General features: G+C 69.8%; 12 protein-coding genes. 4 read left to right on the top strand and 8 right to left on the bottom strand.

Annotated features, from left to right (window positions below):
* Positions 1–48: 48 nt before the first annotated feature.
* From AB0F88_RS24655 to AB0F88_RS24685, 7 genes are all read right to left on the bottom strand, one after another.
* A complete protein-coding gene (locus tag AB0F88_RS24655) occupies positions 49–717 on the bottom strand; it encodes a response regulator transcription factor (protein ID WP_362688344.1) in 669 nt (222 codons plus the stop codon).
* Positions 714–1,793 (bottom strand): histidine kinase, encoded by a 1,080-nt coding sequence (locus AB0F88_RS24660; protein WP_362688347.1) that lies wholly within the window; start codon positions 1,791–1,793, stop codon positions 714–716. Before AB0F88_RS24660 ends, AB0F88_RS24655 begins: the two co-directional genes overlap by 4 nt.
* A gap of 185 nt (positions 1,794–1,978) precedes the next feature.
* Entirely contained in the window at positions 1,979–2,563 is a 585-nt protein-coding gene (locus AB0F88_RS24665) for a hypothetical protein (protein ID WP_362688350.1), read from the bottom strand.
* A 273-nt stretch (positions 2,564–2,836) separates the two neighbouring features.
* Entirely contained in the window at positions 2,837–4,198 is a 1,362-nt protein-coding gene (locus AB0F88_RS24670) for a GH1 family beta-glucosidase (RefSeq protein ID WP_362688353.1), read from the bottom strand.
* Positions 4,195–5,073 carry a carbohydrate ABC transporter permease gene (locus AB0F88_RS24675; protein WP_362688356.1) on the bottom strand — a complete coding sequence of 293 codons (879 nt, stop codon included), beginning with the start codon at positions 5,071–5,073 and terminating at the stop codon, positions 4,195–4,197. Before AB0F88_RS24675 ends, AB0F88_RS24670 begins: the two co-directional genes overlap by 4 nt.
* Before the next feature lies 1 nt (position 5,074).
* Positions 5,075–6,001, bottom strand: coding sequence for a sugar ABC transporter permease (locus AB0F88_RS24680; RefSeq protein ID WP_362688359.1), 927 nt, complete (start codon positions 5,999–6,001; stop codon positions 5,075–5,077).
* Positions 6,002–6,128: 127 nt separating this feature from the next.
* Positions 6,129–7,415 carry an ABC transporter substrate-binding protein gene (locus AB0F88_RS24685; protein ID WP_362688362.1) on the bottom strand — a complete coding sequence of 429 codons (1,287 nt, stop codon included), beginning with the start codon at positions 7,413–7,415 and terminating at the stop codon, positions 6,129–6,131.
* A 250-nt stretch (positions 7,416–7,665) separates the two neighbouring features.
* On the opposite strand from AB0F88_RS24685, the gene AB0F88_RS24690 reads away from it, so the two are divergent.
* Complete coding sequence (locus AB0F88_RS24690) at positions 7,666–8,670, top strand: LacI family DNA-binding transcriptional regulator (RefSeq protein WP_362688365.1); 1,005 nt, start codon at positions 7,666–7,668, stop codon at positions 8,668–8,670.
* A gap of 58 nt (positions 8,671–8,728) precedes the next feature.
* Positions 8,729–8,971: a hypothetical protein gene (locus AB0F88_RS24695; RefSeq protein WP_362688368.1), complete on the top strand. Its 243-nt coding sequence runs from the start codon at positions 8,729–8,731 to the stop codon at positions 8,969–8,971.
* A 385-nt stretch (positions 8,972–9,356) separates the two neighbouring features.
* Here AB0F88_RS24695 and AB0F88_RS24700 read toward each other — a convergent pair whose 3' ends face one another.
* Positions 9,357–10,739, bottom strand: a complete 1,383-nt coding sequence (locus AB0F88_RS24700) for an FAD-dependent oxidoreductase (protein ID WP_362688371.1) — start codon at positions 10,737–10,739, stop codon at positions 9,357–9,359.
* Positions 10,740–10,943: 204 nt separating this feature from the next.
* On the opposite strand from AB0F88_RS24700, the gene AB0F88_RS24705 reads away from it, so the two are divergent.
* Both AB0F88_RS24705 and AB0F88_RS24710 read left to right on the top strand, forming a co-directional pair.
* Entirely contained in the window at positions 10,944–11,411 is a 468-nt protein-coding gene (locus AB0F88_RS24705) for an Rrf2 family transcriptional regulator (RefSeq protein ID WP_362688374.1), read from the top strand.
* A 168-nt stretch (positions 11,412–11,579) separates the two neighbouring features.
* Complete coding sequence (locus AB0F88_RS24710) at positions 11,580–12,827, top strand: MFS transporter (protein WP_362688377.1); 1,248 nt, start codon at positions 11,580–11,582, stop codon at positions 12,825–12,827.
* Positions 12,828–12,881: the final 54 nt, after the last annotated feature.

Raw genomic sequence — 12,881 nt, forward strand, 5'->3', positions numbered from 1 at the left:
AAGCCGGTCGGCTGTCCGGGCCGGAGCGGTGTGGTGGGTCGCCGGCGTTCACGCCGATCCGCCGGGGACCGCGAGACCGGTCTCGTAGGCGGCGACCACTGCCTGTACCCGATCGCGCAGCCCGAGTTTGGTGAGCACGTTGCTGACGTGTGTTTTCACCGTGTGCTCGCTGAGCACCATGGCTTCTGCGATCTCCGCGTTGGACAGCCCGCGCGCGATCATCTGAAGTGTCTCCTGCTCGCGGACCGTGAGTACGGAGAGTCGCCCGGCAGGTGGGGTGACAGGGCGGGCGACCGTTCTGGAGGTGAACTCGGCGATCAGTTTCCTCGTGACGGAAGGCGCGAGCAGTGACTCCCCGGCCGCGACCACCCGCACCGCGTGGACGAGGTCGTCGCGACGGACGTCCTTGAGCAGGAACCCGCTCGCGCCCGCTCGCAGCGCGTCGTAGACGTAGTCGTCCAGGTCGAACGTGGTCAGCATGAGCACCCGGCAGTCGGTCTCGGCGCACACGATCCTGGCTGCTTCGATGCCGTTCATCGTGGGCATGCGGATGTCGAGGAGGAGCACGTCCGGCCGGTGCTCACGGACTGCCGCGACGGCCTCGGCACCGTCGTTCGCCTCGGCGACGACCTCGATGTCGGGCTGGGCGTCGAGGATCATGCCGAACCCGGCGCGCACCAGCTCCTGGTCGTCGGCCACCACGACTCTCAGGGTCATGCCGTCACCGCCTGCGCCAGCGGCAGCCGTACGAGCACCTGGAAACCCGGCCCGTCCGGGCGAGGGCCCATGGTGGCGGAGCCGCCGAAGGCGGCGGCGCGCTCGCGGATGCCGACGAGACCGTTTCCGCCGGTGGGGAAGGACGGCTCGGAGCCACGGCCGTCGTCGGTAATGGTGATCATGAGTGTGTCATCCTGCCAGAGGAGCCGAATGTCGGCACGGGTCGCGCCCGCGTGCTTGACGACGTTGGTGAGGGCTTCCTGGGTCACCCGGTAGGCGGCGACCTCGATGTCGGGAAGCAGCGGCCTGGACTCACCCGAGGTGGAGTAGGTCACGTCGAGCCCGGCGTCGGAGACCTGGCCGGCCAGCTCGGCCAGGTCGTCGATGGTCGGTCGCGGCGCACGCGAACCCGTGTCCTCCTTGAGCGCGGTCAGCATACGGCGAAGCTGGACCATGGCATCGCGTCCCGCGGAGGCGATCGCGTCGAAGGCGGCCTCGGCGCGGGCCGGGTTGCTCCTGACCACCACGGGACCGGCCTCGGCCTGTACCACCATGAGGCTGACGGCGTGGGCGAGGATGTCGTGCATGTCGCGGGCGATCCGGGCCCGCTCGCGTTCGGCGGCCCGTTCGAGCTCGGCCCGGCGCTCGTACTTCAGCCGGGAGGCCTGCTCCTCCAAGGCGGTGGCGTATGCGCGGGAGGTGGCGGAGGCCCGGCCGATCGCGTACGCGGCGACGAACAGCACGACGCCGCGCAGCGCGGTCTCCGAGGAGCCGACCAGGAGCATGCCCCCGCCGACCGAGAAGACGAACATGATCACGCGGGGAAGGCGCGAGGAGCAGGCGGCGACCGTGTACATGGCGATGAGCCCGCCGTACCAGATCGGCTGTGCGGGGACCTCGTCCGCGAGGTCGTAGAGGGAGGTCGCGACGAGGGTGCACACCAGCGCGACCACCGGCGCCCGCCGTCGCCACACCAGCGGCACGGCGGCGGCGACCACGACCGCGTATCCCCACCAGTGCCATGGCACGGCGTACGGGTTCTCGCGGGAGAGGAACGGCCACAACTGCACGCCCATCACCAGTACGGCGAGCGCTGTGTCCAGCCAGGGAGGCGGAAGAGACCTCAACCGGCTGCGAGCTCGGACAAAAAACGACAAGGCGGGCACGGCGTCCAATCCTGCCTCCTCTTTCCGGCCTTCCGGTACGGCGGGGACGGGGAACGCGAAACGACGGACCGGATGGTCCGCCGGTTGGCGTCCTGTCACACGACGGCGGGGACGGGCTCGGCGGTACGGGAGACCTGACCGGCGAGAGGGGCGAAGGAGACGAGCAGGAAGACGGCCCCGAGCGGGATGAGGTCCTTGTCGACGAACGGGAGGAGGAGGTCGAGCAGGACCAGGAAGGGCGTCCAGACCTTGACGCGGCGGACGGCGGCGAGCTGGACGACGAGCGCGAGCTGGCCGATGTAGAAGAGGAACGGACCGCCGTCGTAGACGGCGACGGAGACACCGGGGACGGCCTGGATCCGGTCGAAGAGGATGCCCATACCGGCACGGTCGGCGGACAGGAAGCCGACCACGATGTCGATGACGAACTGTGTGGAAAGCGCCAGGGTGCCGATGATTCCGACCGTGGCGCTGACATTGGAGAGGGTGTTCCGTCCCGCCATCCGGCGCATCTGCAGGAAGGTGGAGACGAACATGGCCAGGGCCGCGAGGAAGGCGAGGTGGCCGGTGGTCCAGGCGAGGCCGGGGCCTCGGCTGCCGTCGAGTCCGTCGAGGATCCGGATCACTCCGTAGGCCATGACGAGCAGGGGGGCTGCGACGAATGCGCTGCGGGGGTTCATCCGGGAGACTCCTCAGTGGTTTGCTTACGCCCCAATCCTGGATTTCTTTGGCCCGGAAGTAATCGCCGAGGAGAGCGATCCCGGCGCTCCCTCTCGGGAGGGAGCGCCTCTCCCCCGTATCGGTGACATCGCGGCCACCGCGGGCATGTCTCGGGAGCCGTCCGGGGGCGCCTGCCACCGAGTACCCGGGTGGAGGCGCGGCACTGTACGGCGGCGGAGTACAGCGGCGGAGTACAGCGACAGCGCCGGCACGTCATCGCATGCCCGAGCTCCTCACCCCTGCTTCCCGATGAACTCGCGCAGCCAGTGGAAGCTCGCCTTCTCCGTGCGGGCCTGGGTCTCGTAGTCGACGTGGACGAGCCCGAACCGGGCGGCGTACCCGCGGGCCCACTCGAAGTTGTCCAGCAGCGACCAGCAGAAGTAGCCGCGCACGTCCACCCCGTCGGTCATCGCGGTGCGGATGGCGGCCAGGTGGTCGCGCAGGAAGTCGACGCGACCGGTGTCGTCGAGGGTCCCGTCGTCGCCGTAGCCGTTCTCGGTGATGAGGATCGGCGGCAGCGCGGGGTAGCGCCGGGTCAGGCCGAGGAGGGTCTGGTGGAGCCCCTGCGGCTCCATCGGCCAGCCCAGCCCGCTGGTCGCCGCGCCGTCCGGGGTGACGCTGCGCACCCCGAGGTCGAAGGCGGAGCGCAGCGCGGGGTCCGCCTGCTCGTACGGCGCCGCGGCGGCGTGGATGCGGTAGTAGTAGTTGACGCCCAGGAAGTCCAGCGGAGCGCCGATGACCTCCAGGTCGCCCTCGCGGCGGAAGGAGAAGTCGCTGATGGCGCCGAAGGTCTCCTCCATGTCGGACGCGTAGGCGCCGAGCAGCAGCGGGTCGGTGAACTGCCGGTTGACCAGCAGGTCCATCTTGCGCGCCGCGTCGGCGTCGGCCGCCGAACCGGTCGCGGGCACCGTGGGCGACATGTTGAGCGTGATGCCGACCTGCTGCCCCTCCCGTGCCCGCGCCCGCAGCCTGGCCGCCGCGAGGCCGTGGCCCAGCAGCAGGTGGTGGGCGGCGGCGAGCGCTCCGTGACCCTCGCGCGCGCCGGGTGCGTGGCGGCCTTCGGCGTAGCCGACGATGGACGAGCAGTACGGCTCGTTCAGCGTGATCCAGTGTGACACCGTGTCGCCCAGCGCCTCGTACGCGATCTCGGCGTAGTCGGCGAAACGCTCGGCGGTGTCACGGTCGCGCCAGCCGCCGCGGTCCTCCATCGCCTGGGGCAGGTCCCAGTGGTAGAGGGTGACGTACGGCTCGATGCCGCGCTCGCGCAGGGTGTCGGCGAGCCGCCGGTAGAAGTCGAGGCCGCGCCGGTTCACCCGGCCGTCGCCGTCGGGCACGATCCTGGGCCAGGCCAGCGAGAAGCGGTAGGCGCCCGCGCCGAGCTGGTCCATCAACTCCACGTCCTCCCGCCAGCGGTGGTAGTGGTCGCAGGCGTGCTCGCCGCTCTCGCCCCTGGCCACCGCGCCGGGGACGCGGCAGAACGTGTCCCAGATCGAGGGCCCGCGCCCGTCGGCGTCCACGGCGCCCTCGATCTGGTAGGCGGCGGTGGCCGTCCCCCACACGAATCCGGCGGGAAAGGCGGTATGTTCCTGGGTCATCCCTTGATCGCTCCTGACATGATTCCCCCAATGATCTGACGGCCCAGCGCGGCGAAGACCGCCACGATCGGCACGATCGCGAGCACGGTGCCGGTGAGCACGAGTGCGTAGTCGGTGGTGTAGCCGCTGGCCAGGCTGGAGAGCGCGACCTGGACGGTCGGGTTCTCCGGCGTGAGGACGACCAGCGGCCAGAAGAAGTCGTTCCAGGCCTGCATGAAGGTGAACAGGCCGAGCACGGCGGCGGCCGGCCGGGCGGCGGGCAGCACGACGTGCCAGAACAGCCGCAGCGTGCTGCACCCGTCGATGCGACCGGCCTCCAGCAGCTCGTCGGGGATGGCGCTGGAGAGGTACTGGGTCATGAGGAACACGCCGAACGCGGTGACCAGGCCGGGCACGATCACCGCCTCGAGCCTGCCGGTCCAGCCGAGCTCCGCCATGAGGATGTACAGCGGGATGATGCCGAGCTGCTGCGGCACGGTGGTGGTGGCGATGGCCATGACGAGCAGCACGTTGCGCCCGCGGAAGCGCAGCTTGGCGAAGGCGAAGCCGGCCAGCGTGGAGAACAGCACGACCGAGACGGTGACCGAGCCGGACACGAGGAAGGAGTTGAGCATCGCCTGGCCGAACGCGGTGGTGTCGAAGACCCGGGCGATGTTCTCGAACAGGTGGCCGCCGGGGGTGAGGACCGGCGGGACGCTGGCGATGGCGTCGTTGTCGTGGGAGGCCACGATCAGCGACCAGTAGATGGGGAACAGCGAGCCGAGCAGCACGGCGACGAGCGCGGCGTAGGTCCAGAACCCCGCCCCCAGGGGATTCAGGCCGCGCCGGACGGTCCGGCGGTTCAGGCCGCGTCGGACGGCGGTGGCGGTTGCCATGTCAGCTGCTCCTGATCCTGCGCGTGATGGCGAAGTTGACGAGCGCCATGACCACGATGATCATGCAGAGCGTCCAGGCGATCGCCGAGGCGTAGCCGAACTCGTACATGCTGAAGCCCTGCTCGTAGAGGTAGAGGCCGACGGTCTGGAACTGGCGGTCCGAGCCGCCGGTCGGGTTGCCGGTGCCGGCCTGGAACAGCAGCGGCTCGGCGATGATCTGGAAGCCGCCGATGGTCGACACGACGGCGGTGAAGATGATCGTGGGGCGGAGCATCGGCACGGTGATCTTCCGGAACTGGGTGAACTGGCTCGCGCCGTCCAGCCGGGCCGCCTCGTACAGGTCCTCGGGGATGGTCTGCATGGCGGCCAGGTAGATGAGGGCGTTGTAGCCGGTCCACCGCCAGATGACGATCAGCGAGATCGCGACGTGCGAGGAGAGCGTGCCGGCCTGCCAGTCGATCGGATCCAGGCCCACCAGGCCGAGGGCCCAGTTGACCATGCCGAAGTCGCGGCCGAAGAGCTGGGCGAAGATGATCGTTACCGCGACGATCGAGGTCACGTTGGGCAGCAGCACGCCCATCCGGAACAGCGTGCGGGCGCGCAGCCTGCGGTTGAGCATGTGCGCGATGAACAGCGCGGCCAGCAGCTGCGGCACGGTGGACAACAGCCAGATGCTGACGGTGTTGAACAGCGCGTTCCAGAAGTAGTCGTCGGCCAGCAACTCGGCGTAGTTGGCCAGCCCCACCCACTCGCGGGCCGGGTCCAGCAGGTTCCAGTCGGTGAGGGAGACGTAGGCGGTGTACAGCAGCGGGAACATGCCCACCACGCCGAACAGCAGGAAGAACGGGGCGATGTAAAGGTACGGCGAGCCCTTGACGTCGAGCTGGTAGGCCCAGCGGCGCCGGGGCCCTGTTCTGACGGAGGTCATGGTCGGCTCCTCGGGGGAAGGGGCGCGACGGATCTGACGGAGGTCACGGTCGGCTCCTCGGGAAAAGGGGCCGACGGCGGGCCCTGACCGCCCGCCGTCGCCCGGCTCTCTCACGGATCGATGCGCGTCACTTGCTGATGCGCTCGACGTCCCCGAGCATCTGCGTCCACGCCTCGGCGCCGTCCTGCTTGCCCTCCTCCACACGGTTGATCGAGTCGCGGATGGCGGTCTGGATGTCGCCGGCCCTCGGGCCCTGGTACTGCGGCTTGAGGTTGCGGGCGGCGGTGGTGAAGATCTGCCCGATCGGCGCGTCGTTGAAGAACTCGTGCTTGAGCCCGGTCACCTCGGGCTTGTCGTAGGTGGCGACGGTGGAGGGCAGGATGCCGTGCTTGGTGAACACCTCGATCTGCTGTTCGGGCGCCGTCAGCCAGGTGATCAGCTCCACGGCCTCCTTCAGGTGCTTGCTCTGGGCGGGGACGGTCAGGTAGGAGCCGCCCCAGTTGCCGCCGCCGCCGGGGATGGCGGTCACGTCCCACTGCCCGGCGAAGTCTTTGCCCTGGTCCTGGATCTTGGCGAGCATCCAGGCGGGGCAGGCGATGGTGGCGAACTGGCTCTTGGCGAAGCCGGTGTTCCAGGCGGGCGAGCTGCCGACGAGCTTGGCCGACTGACCGTCGGCCACGGCCTTGAGCACCTCGTCGTAGGCGGCGCGGATGGCCGGGTTGGTGGCGACCACGACGTTGTCCTGGGTGTCGTAGTAGCCGGTCTCGGCCTGGCCGATCATCGCGTTGAACACCTGGGGGCCGCCGTCGAAGAACGCGGCGCCTTCGGGCTTCTTGGCGGTGTAGCGCTTGCCGGTCTCGAAGTAGGACGCCCAGTCGGGCCAGAGCTTGGCGACCTCGTCACGGTCGGTGGGCAGGCCGGCCTTCTTGAACAGGTCGCGGCGGTAGCACATGGCCAGGCCGCCGACGTCAGTGCCGTAGCCGATCTGGGCCCCGGACTTGGCCAGCGACGCCTCCCACTTCCACGGCAGCCAGCGGTCCTTGAGCTGGTCGGCGCCGTGCTGGCGCAGGTCGGCGAAGTGCTGGGGCTGGTTCCTGAACTGGGCGACGAAGCCGGTGTCGATCGCCTCGATGTCGGCGGTGCCGCTGCGGGTGGCCAGGTGCGCCGCGAGGTTGCGGTGGTGGTCGTTGTACGCCGACGTCCTCTCGACGATCTTGATGTTGGGGTGGGCGGCCTCGTACTTGGCGTAGAGCTCCTTGAAGCCCATGTTCCCGAACAGGTTGAGGGTCAGGGTGATCTTGCCGTCGGCCGGCGTGGAGCCGGTGGAGGCGGAGGGGGAGGGAGAGCCGCAACCGGCGGCGAGCATGCCGGCGGCCAGCACTCCGGCGGCGAGACGGATTCGTCCAGCAGACACCTGGGACTCCTTCGAAGGGAGAGAAAGGGTGACTGCGAGATGCGATGAGAAGGCCGAGCCCCGCGGCAACGGTGCGGCATCGGCCTGTTAGTGGGACATTTCACAGATCACCTGCACCCTCTGTCAAGTCACAGAAACGTCACGTGCCGGAAATCCGCGACGGTGGGTTGACACGGTGCGAGCTCTCACATAACTTCCATGCAACCGGTTACATGAAACCGGTTTCAGCGAGATGCGATAACGTACGCCCGTGGCAACGATTCGAGAGCTGGCGCGCCTTTGCGGGGTGTCGTCGGCGACTGTCTCCCGCGTGTTCAACAACCCCGAGGTGGTGAACGCCCAGACCCGCGAGCTGATTCTCAGCACCGCGGCACGCATCGGATACCTGCCCAACGAGTCGGCCCGCACCCTGGCCACCAAGAGGTCCCACATGGTCGGCCTGATCTGGGACACCGACCACCGCCGCCCCGGCTGGCGGCACCCGTTCTTCCAGGAGATCCTCATCGGGCTGAAGACCGCGCTGAGCGAGCGCGGTTACCACCTGCTCATGCTCGCCACCAGCGAGGACGGCACGCCCGACAGCTTTCTCCGCGCCGTGCGCAGGCACAACCTCGACGGCGTGGTCTTCATAGACAACGGCAGGGCCGACCCCTCGCTCCAGCCGCTGGCGGCGTCGGAGGTGCCCTGCGTCTCCCTCGACCGGCCCGTCCAGGGGCCGCGGACCACCTACGTGACCTCCGACAACGTGGGCGGGGCGCGCGAGGCGGTCCGCCACCTGCACGCGACCGGGCGCCGGGCCATCGCGACCATCACCGGCCCGGCCCGCACCAGACCGGGCGCGGAGCGGCTGCGCGGCTACCTGGAGGAGCTGGCCGCGCTCGGCCTGGAGCATCGGCCGGAGCTGGTCGTCGAGGGAGACTTCTACCTGTCGAGCGGTTACGCCGCGATGCGCGCCCTGCTGGAACTGGAGGAGCCGCCCGACGCGGTGTTCGCCGCGGGTGACGAGATGGCGATCGGCGCGCTGCGGGCCGTGACCGAGGCGGGGTTGAAGGTGCCCGAGGACATCGCGCTGGTCGGGTTCGACGACATCGAGCTGGCCGCGCTGGTGCCGCCGGGGCTGACGACGCTGGCCCAGGACAAGGCGGGCTTCGGCACGGCGGCGGCCGCGGCGGTCATCAAGATGATCAACGAAGGCGTCACCCCTCTCCCGCGGATCCTGCCCACCCGGCTGGTCGTCCGCGGCTCCACCGGGTAGACCCGGCCCGCGGTCCGAACCGCCGCTGCTCGCCCGGCAAGGTCCGCGGCTCCTCACCATGGCTGAAGCGGCGCACCCGACCACCACGTGGACCACCTCGGTGTGCGTGGGCTCGCTCACGCTCGGCGCGGCGGGCCTGCTGGAGGAAGTCAGGGCGACCACTCACCGGGTGGCCCACGACCTGCTCACGCAGTTCGAGGCGGCACTACGATTCGTCGCGCTCCGCGTCCTTCCACCGAGCCTCGCGTTTCGCCCATTCCAGCCGTTGGGCCGCACGTTCAGCCGTCACACGCTCATGTAACGTCGGCACTCTTCGACGTTCGTGCCGGATCGCCAACCGCACCACCCAGTAAACGATGAAGAAGAACACCGCAGCAGGAATCGCCCAGCCCGCGAGCACGACGAGAACTTCCGTCATCCCGAACTCCCCGTCCGTTCCGCAGCCTTCGGCTCGCCGGGTTTCTGGAGACCCACCCCCGGGCCGTTCTCGCGTTCGAGCCGGACGTACGGACCCATGCGCGCCGCGATCGGCCTTCCACGGGGCGCTCCCCGAAACGTGGCCGAGCGTTCGGGGCCGGCACAGCCGATGACGATGTCCTTGACGCGAGTGTGCGGATCCGCCATCCGGCGATGCTCCCAGATCCGCTTCGACACCGCGACAGGGTAAGGACCTACGGAGCGGACCGTCAAGCCCTCGGCCCACCTCCGGGGAACCGTCCATCGCCGTCGTGCCCTCCCGCATGACGGGCCGGATCTGGAGATGGCGAACCGTCTCGGTGATCGCGGTCGTCCGCGTTGCCGTGCGGCCTCGCGCGGGCGGCCGCGAGAGTGTGGTCGGCGGTGACGGCCGCCGCGTGTTCGCTGTTGAGGAGGCGGCTCGCCTGCGCGAGGATCTGCTCGGGGTCGTCGACCGAGGGGTAGATCCATGTCGTGTTGATGTTCTGCTTCATGGTCTTGGCCTCGGGTCCGGTCGTCGTGACCGTGCGTTCCCACCCGTTCGTGAAGACGGCGCCGGCGCTCCCCAGGTCCAGGGTGTTGCTGTAGGGGTCGAAGGCGAAGGGCAGGAGGGCTGTTCCGAGGAGTTCGGCCGCGGCGTTGTACCCGGCGCACTTCCCCATCGGCTGGGCGTGCTGGCAGCTCTGGATCGTGTGGTGCCCGTCTTCCACGGCGGCCACCGCGGTGTCGCCGGCCGCGTACACGTCGGGGACTCCGGTCACCCGCATGTGCGTGTCGACGCTCAGCCGTCCCAGCCGGTCGCGTTCTCCGGGGATCTGGGCCGTTAGGGGGCTGGCGATCATGCCGGCCGTCCATATGATGGTCGCCGCGGGGATGATCTCGCCGTCCGAGAGAACGGCCTCCTCGGTGGTCGCCGACGACACGGTGCGGCCCAGACGCCGTTCGATCTTCAGCTCGTCGATCGCGGCGTCGATGACCGGGCGGGGTCCCGGACCGAGCTCCGAGCCGAGGACCTCGGCGCGGTCGACGAGAACGATCCGCACCGCCTCCCCGCCGCCGTGCCTGTCGGCGATCGTCCGCAGCCGCTCGCCCAGGACGGTGGCGATCTCCAGACCGGTGAAGCCGGCGCCCACCACGACCGCCGTGTACCTGCCGTCGGAGGGCCGCCGCCGGGGGAGCCGGCGCAGGTGGTGGTCGAGCGCGGCCGCCGCGGGCAGGGTGTCGATGTCGAAGACGTGCCGCGCGCCGGGGAAGGTGGGGCGGACCAGCCGGCTGCCGGTCGCCAGCACGAGCTTGTCGTAGGACAGGGTCAGCGCGGAACCCTCCCGCCCGACGGCGCGGACGGTGCGGGCCTCGGTGTCGATGCCGGTCACGGTGGCCGTGAGGCGGCGTACGCCGATCGGGCCGAGAACGCGATCCAGGGGCACTCGCATGCTCTCCGGTTCATCCTCGTACAGGCGCGGGCGGATGACCAGGTCGTCCCCACCGCTGACCAGGGTCACGCGCAGTTCCTCGCCGCCGCCCGCGCCGTCGGCCGCACGCGCGGCGCGGATCGCTCCCGCCGTGCTCCACACACCGGCGAAACCGCCGCCGATGACCAGAACGTCTTTCATGGTTTCTCCCTTGCGAACGATGAGTACGGATGTCGCCGCCACCGGGCCGCGTTAGGGCTCGCGGCCTGCGTCTCTTATCCAGGACGTTATATATCCTGGATACTTAATGTCAAGGTTAGCTGTCCGTGGTAACACCAGGTCAGGGGGGTGAGGACCGGCGGATCAGCTGCCTCGTCTCGGTCCAGGACATAGGATGTCCGCAATATGCGAATGACCAAGGGTGTCGAGTGGGCCCTCCACACACTCCTCAACCTCGACATGATCGGCGGGGGTCCCGTCAGCGGCGGCCAGCTCGCGGAGGCTCACGGGCTGCCGGGCCCCTACCTGGTGAAGCAGCTGCAGCAACTGACCAAGGCGGGGCTCCTGACCTCCGTCCCCGGGCCGCGCGGGGGCTTCCGCCTGGCCAGGTCCCTCAGCGAGATCACGCTCCTCGACGTGGTCGAGGCCATCGAGGGCGATGCGCGCCTGTTCCACTGCGCCGAGATCCGTTGCTGCGGCAGGATCGGCGAGCTGTCGCCGCCGCCCGAGGAGCCATGCCCGGTCAAGTCGGCCATGCGTCGTGCGGAAGAGGCACTGCGTCAGGCCCTGGCCGCCCAGAGTCTCATGGACATCAGGGCGGAGATCGACAGGAATCCCACGATCGGACAGGTCGTGCGGGCCGCGTTCGGCTGAGCCCGCTTTCACGGTGGTGGACGCGGTGCTTTTCAGTATTTTTTGGGATCTGGCCTGCGGGGCGACCCCGGGTTACCATGATCGCGTTGTGCTCCGGGCTTCAACGCGAGCGGCCGTCGCCGGACGGTTCTGAAGCCGTCCGCATCGAACGACCGCGCTGGAGAGCATGTGCCCGTCCTCGGCAACCCGCGCCGGGCGCCGATCGTCCTGGCGTACGCGACCTTCGTCCTGGCCGGGTTGAACGCCGGGGTGGGCGGAGTGCTGCTGCCCGCGCTGATCGGCGACTACGGCGTCGACATGACGACGATCGGTATCACCTTCTTCGCCTCCTCCGCCGGGTTCATGCTCGCCGGATCCGCCACGGGCCCGCTGCTCGAGCGCCTCGGCACGCGCCTGGCCCTCGCCGTCGGCGGTGGCCTGTACGTGATGGCCACGCTGTACATGGCCGCCCGCCCGCCGTTCGTGGCCTTCGTGGCGGTGCAACTGGTGGTCGGCTACGGCACCGGCGTGCTGGAGTCGGTGCTCAACGCCTACCTCGCGGAGTCGCCCTCGGCCACGACGCTGCTCAACCGCCTGCACGCGTTCTTCGGGGTCGGCGCGCTGCTCGGCCCGTTGACGGCCGCCTGGATGCTGACCTTCCTGCCGTGGACGGCTGTGTGGCTGGTACTGGCGGTGGCGTGCCTGCCGCTGGTGGCAGGCTTCCTGACGGCCTATCCCAGGCGCGCCCCCGCGGGTGACGGCGCGGCCGACCCCCTCGTGAAGGCGGGGCCTCCGTATCCCGACGCTCCGGTGCTCCCAACGGTCCCCGAGGCCTCAGGATCGGAGCGGGGCGGCCTGCTGACCGCCGTCATGCGCTCGCCCGCTGTGGTGCTGGCCTCGGTGTTCCTCGCCGTGTACGTCGGCCTGGAGATCAGCGTGGGCAACTGGGGGTTCACCTTCCTGGTGGAGGAGCACGCGCAGACCGGCCTGACCGCCGGGTACATCTCCAGCGGTTACTGGCTCGGGCTGACCCTGGGCCGTTTCCTGATCAGCCCGCTCGCCACCCGGATGGGACTGACCGCGGCCGGCATGACCTACGCCTGCCTGGCCGGCGTGACGGCGAGCGCGGTACTCACCTGGGCGGCGCCGGGAGCGGTCGTGGCCACCGCCGGTTTCTTCCTGCTCGGCTTCTTCCTCGGGCCCATCTTCCCGACGGCCATGGCGGTGGTGCCCGATCTGACCACGACCCGGCTGGTGCCGACGGCCATCGGCGTCATGAACGGGGTGTCGGTCATCGGCGGCGCGGCGCTTCCCTGGCTGACCGGCGCCATCGGGCAGAGCGCCGGGATCTGGACGCTGATGCCCTCCGCCGTGCTCCTCGCCCTGCTGCAGCTCGCTCTCTGGCGGATGATCGTCGCCCGGATGACCCCGGCCTGACCCGGCGCCGGACCGGGATCCGCGCGGCCGCCCCCTCCGCGGACCCCGGCCCGC

The sequence above is a fragment of the Streptosporangium sp. NPDC023963 genome, from assembly GCF_040639135.1.
Lineage (GTDB): Bacteria > Actinomycetota > Actinomycetes > Streptosporangiales > Streptosporangiaceae > Streptosporangium.

Excerpts from the sequence above, each read along its gene's own strand:
- AB0F88_RS24680 (WP_362688359.1), bottom strand. The coding sequence starts at position 6,001 with ATGACCTCCGTCAGAACAGGGCCCCGGCGCCGCTGGGCCTACCAGCTC.
- AB0F88_RS24675 (WP_362688356.1), bottom strand. The coding sequence starts at position 5,073 with ATGGCAACCGCCACCGCCGTCCGACGCGGCCTGAACCGCCGGACCGTC.
- AB0F88_RS24700 (WP_362688371.1), bottom strand. The coding sequence starts at position 10,739 with ATGAAAGACGTTCTGGTCATCGGCGGCGGTTTCGCCGGTGTGTGGAGC.
- AB0F88_RS24665 (WP_362688350.1), bottom strand. The coding sequence starts at position 2,563 with ATGAACCCCCGCAGCGCATTCGTCGCAGCCCCCCTGCTCGTCATGGCC.
- AB0F88_RS24705 (WP_362688374.1), top strand. The coding sequence starts at position 10,944 with ATGCGAATGACCAAGGGTGTCGAGTGGGCCCTCCACACACTCCTCAAC.
- AB0F88_RS24655 (WP_362688344.1), bottom strand. The coding sequence starts at position 717 with ATGACCCTGAGAGTCGTGGTGGCCGACGACCAGGAGCTGGTGCGCGCC.
- AB0F88_RS24660 (WP_362688347.1), bottom strand. The coding sequence starts at position 1,793 with ATGGGCGTGCAGTTGTGGCCGTTCCTCTCCCGCGAGAACCCGTACGCC.
- AB0F88_RS24670 (WP_362688353.1), bottom strand. The coding sequence starts at position 4,198 with ATGACCCAGGAACATACCGCCTTTCCCGCCGGATTCGTGTGGGGGACG.
- AB0F88_RS24695 (WP_362688368.1), top strand. The coding sequence starts at position 8,729 with ATGGCTGAAGCGGCGCACCCGACCACCACGTGGACCACCTCGGTGTGC.